Origin of the sequence: Aeromonas sp. R10-2, assembly GCF_040908445.1 — a bacterium.
GTDB lineage: Bacteria > Pseudomonadota > Gammaproteobacteria > Enterobacterales > Aeromonadaceae > Aeromonas > Aeromonas veronii.
In genome coordinates this window covers 1-4106 of record NZ_JBFODS010000027.1, presented here as the reverse complement: position 1 = coordinate 4106, position 4106 = coordinate 1, and the positions used below count along the sequence as shown (strand labels likewise).

Here is a 4106-nt window from a genome sequence, read left to right as displayed (position 1 = left end):
CCCCCGGTGTCAGAATAGTTGTCGCCTAATCTGAATAATCTAAATGTGAAGACCGGGGGCGGATAAAGAGTGTCGAATGGCTCGTTATTCAAGTGAGCGCAAGGCTGCTTTGCTCAAGAAGCTGCTGCCGCCCATCAATATGTCGGTGGCCGAGTTGGCTCGGCAGGAAAACATCAGCGAGGTCACTCTGTATAATTGGCGCAAACACGCCAAAGACGGAGGGTCTCCTGTGCCCGGGGACAACAAACTGACCGATGAATGGCCCGCCGAGGCCAAGTTCGCCGTCGTGCTGGAAACCGCTGCGCTTTCCGAGATTGAACTCAGTGAGTACTGCCGCCGTAAGGGTCTCTATCCCGAGCAAGTCCAGCAATGGCGCCAAGCCTGTATTCTGGGCCAGCAATCCGCTCGTACCTTACAACAGGCGGAGAAGGCACAGGCCAAAGCGGACAAGAAGCGTATCCGGCAACTGGAGCAAGAGCTGCGGCGCAAAGACAAGGCCCTGGCCGAGGCAGCAGCTCTGCTGATATTGCAAAAAAAGCTCGATGCCTACTGGAGCAACGTCGACGAGGACAACTGACCTCGTTGCCAGAGCGGCAGCAATACGTTGCATGGTGGCGCGAAGCGCTTGAAGCTGGCGCCCGCAAGCATCCTGCGGCCGAGGTGTTGGGGCTGAGTCTGCGCACGCTCCAGCGCTGGTTGGCCGGGCCTGAGCTGAGTGCCGATAGGCGACCGGATGCGGTTCGTTCCATACCTGCTCATGCATTGAGCCCAGAGGAGCGGCAGGCCGTGCTGGACGTCTGCAATAGCCAGGAGTTCGCCTCGTTGCCGCCGAGTCAAATTGTGCCACGGCTGGCCGACCAGGGGCGCTACTTGGCCAGTGAGTCGAGCTTCTATCGCATCTTGCGGGCGGCTGACCAGCAGCACAGGCGTGGCCGGAGCCAGCCACCGCGCCATGTGCCGGTACCAACCAGCCATACCGCGACTGGGCCCAATCAAGTGTGGTCCTGGGATATCACCTACTTGCCGTCACTCGTGCGCGGCCAGTATTACTACCTCTATCTGATAGAGGACATCTACAGCCGCAAAGGGGTGGGCTGGGAAGTGCATGAGCAAGAGTGCGGTGAACGGGCGGCGGCGTTGCTGCAACGGAGCATCATCCGCGAGCAGTGCTGGAAGCAGCCGCTGGTCTTGCACTCGGACAACGGCGCGCCAATGAAGTCAGTCACGCTGCTGACCAAGATGCATGACCTGGGTGTCACGCCCTCGCGGGGACGGCCTCGGGTCAGCAACGATAATCCGTACTCGGAGTCATTGTTCAGGACGCTGAAGTACTGTCCGCAGTGGCCATCAGACGGCTTTGCCAGTCTGGAAGCGGCCAGGGAGTGGGTGCGCGACTTTATGGCCTGGTATAACGAAGAGCACCGGCATAGCCGTATCCGCTTCGTCACACCCAACGAGCGGCATCGGGGTGACGATAAAGCCCTGCTGGCGAAACGGGATGCTGTGTACCAGGCCGCCCGAGCACAACACCCAGCGAGGTGGAGTGGCAAGACGCGAGACTGGACACCTATCGGTGCCGTGATGCTAAATCCGGAGCGGCCCGAGAAACCCGAGCCGGAGCAAAAAGAGGCTGCTTAAAACAGCTTTGCGCGACAACTATCTTGAAAAACGCCGGGGGCTCAGGCCCCCAATCATCTGTTAAATAATAGGTTTATTACTATTGTCCGTGTATTTCATGGTTGAAATTTTTAACGGGCAAATCAGAAAGAGGAAGCTAAAATGGCAAAGCCTGGTGCAACTGGAATTACCCGAATCATTCATGCCACCAATTATAGTATGAAGGGGCTTTCTTCAGCTTGGAGACATGAAGCGGCTTTTCGTCAGGAACTGCTACTCATTGTGCTGTTGATGCCTCTGGCGTTTTTTGTCGGAGATAGTTTAAATCAAATACTACTCCTAATGGTTATAAGTTGGCTGGTTGTGATTGTAGAGATCCTGAACTCAGCTATTGAAGCAGTAGTAGACAGAATAGGGTCAGAGCATCATGAGCTTTCTGGTCGAGCTAAAGACATGGGCTCTGCGGCTGTCTTCATTGCTCTGATGTTGAATGCCATAGTGTGGGGGGCATTGACAGGGCGTAATTTATTAGCCTGGTGGTAGTGTTATCATCAATAATATTTTTGATTATTCATGGCAGCCGCCATAAATGGTGGCTGTTAAATGAAAAAATAATAGATGCTAATCATAAGGTGGAACTTTTTGTCTGTTTAGCCCGCACCATAGGTGCGAAAATAACCATATTTTATTATGACTGTTTTTCGGTCTTGATTCTACTCATACGAAATTTGACACTTAGTTAAGTAATGACAGCATGATTTTTGAGCCTGTTTATTAAAGCTTGACATGTTTGAATGCTAATATCAGTGTCGATTCTAATAAAATAGTATGTGGGGAAGTAGTAAAACTGGTTTATCTTCGCTGCGAAGCAGCGGAATGTTTAAAAAAGTCTTTTGTTCTCATAATTAGTAAATGGACAGTTTTCAGAATTTTTCAAGTGGCTAAAACGAAAAAATTTGCAAAAAAACTGTCGTGATGTTTTTTTGAACTGAAAGATGACGCCACAGGCTGCCTAAATTTATAGGCACACCCCATGCTGAATCCGTCCCACCAGATCGACAACAGCCTGAACCCCCATTGGTGTAGCCAACAACTTAGCTGGGGCTCATATACAGGACCTTAAGAAAACACTTCATTTGAAATTCCTTCTAAGGTCCTGTTCTGTATCGATTTTCGCTGCTTGGTTCGACGGGCATTTTTCGCCAAGTAAACGGCAGCCCATTCCAGACGCTCTCTTATTTCCACCAACACCCGATGAGCCACCGCTTCCAATAACGGGAACCACCAGGTTCCGCTATTTTTCGCCGCTTTCAGTGTGGATAAACCGTCCCCCATCAGCGTCTGAGCTACCCGTCTTTTCATCACCAGCGACAACAGGCTGGCCCACACCAGCCCCTCGGCAATGGCTTTCTGACCTGTCACAAAGCCCTTGAGCCGGTTGTGCGACTTCCACTCCTTAAACAGCAGCTCCACCTGCCAACGACAGCGGTACAGGCTCATCACCCGCTCTGCTGGCCATGCCTCTCGTGGCAGATTGGTCATCCAGATACAGAACCGTTTCTCCTCGGCAAACCAGCGTCGGATCAGCCGATACTCGAACTTGCCCGATTTCACCACCATATCCAGTACCTCTGCCCGACAGTGCCGCCGTCCAGCATCCTTGAGTGACAGGCCCGCCAGCTTCGGCACTTCCCGTTCGTCACCGCGCCATGCCCGGATAATCTTCGGGTTCAGGCTCTTACTACCCCTGACCAGATAGAAACCGCCCGCCTCGTTTAGTTTCGCAAAGTAGGCCATATCGATGTAACCCGCGTCCGCCAACAGCAGGCTGTTATTGAGCCGCTCGGGCTCAGGCAGGAACTGGCGCTCTGACGCCGTATCGGCAGAGACCTGCATGCAAACTGGACTTTGCTCCAATAGAGACATGAGCATATGACACTCGATTGCCGCCGGGCTAATGGTCTTGAACCTTCCCGGAAACACTTCGGCCAGGCTTTTGTGGACGGCAAAGGAAGTACCATCCTGCAACAACACCTGTTTGAATGCGCCAAGGGATGCAGTCTTCATCTGTTGGCCGATACGCAAGGCGATAGCCCGTTCAACCAGCGCCTTCATGAACAGGGCGAACGACGCTTTGCGCAACTGGTTGTGAAAGGGCTTGTAGGAAACCTGATGGGCATCAACCAGTTGCAAGGCATTGAAATGATGGTGCAATCCAGCGATACCATCGACCTGGTCGCAGCCAAGTGCCCGCAAGAGTGCAGTCACCAGCATGGCAGGCGTAATGGCTCGTTTGCGCAAGCAAAATTGGCAGTCACGGGCAATGCGGTCGAGTTCGGCAGGAGAGAGAAGTTGCTCAAGATAGTGGTTGGCATCGATAATGGTCATGGCTTCGTGCGTGGCGGTTTTGTTTGGCGATAAAATCAGATCACAATCGAAGCCATTTTTATATCTATTTCAATTGGTTGCTGCTAAAGATCCTGTACATG

General features: G+C 52.7%; 3 protein-coding genes. 2 read left to right on the top strand and 1 reads right to left on the bottom strand.

Annotation, left to right across the window (positions count from 1 at the left end; all coding sequences use genetic code 11):
* Positions 1–76: 76 nt before the first annotated feature.
* Positions 77–1638 (top strand): IS3-like element ISAs20 family transposase gene (locus tag AB5Y97_RS06030; RefSeq protein WP_088813959.1). Its coding sequence is split into 2 segments (ribosomal slippage): positions 77–539 and positions 539–1638, totalling 1563 coding nucleotides; the frame shifts between segments, so codons are not numbered across the junction.
* 141 nt (positions 1639–1779) lie between these two features.
* Positions 1780–2160 carry a diacylglycerol kinase gene (locus AB5Y97_RS06025; protein ID WP_042865961.1) on the top strand — a complete coding sequence of 127 codons (381 nt, stop codon included), beginning with the start codon at positions 1780–1782 and terminating at the stop codon, positions 2158–2160.
* Positions 2161–2736: 576 nt separating this feature from the next.
* On the opposite strand, the gene AB5Y97_RS06020 is transcribed toward AB5Y97_RS06025, so the two are convergent.
* Positions 2737–4005 (bottom strand): IS4-like element ISAeme4 family transposase, encoded by a 1269-nt coding sequence (locus AB5Y97_RS06020; protein ID WP_041206016.1) that lies wholly within the window; start codon positions 4003–4005, stop codon positions 2737–2739.
* Positions 4006–4106 lie beyond the last annotated feature (101 nt).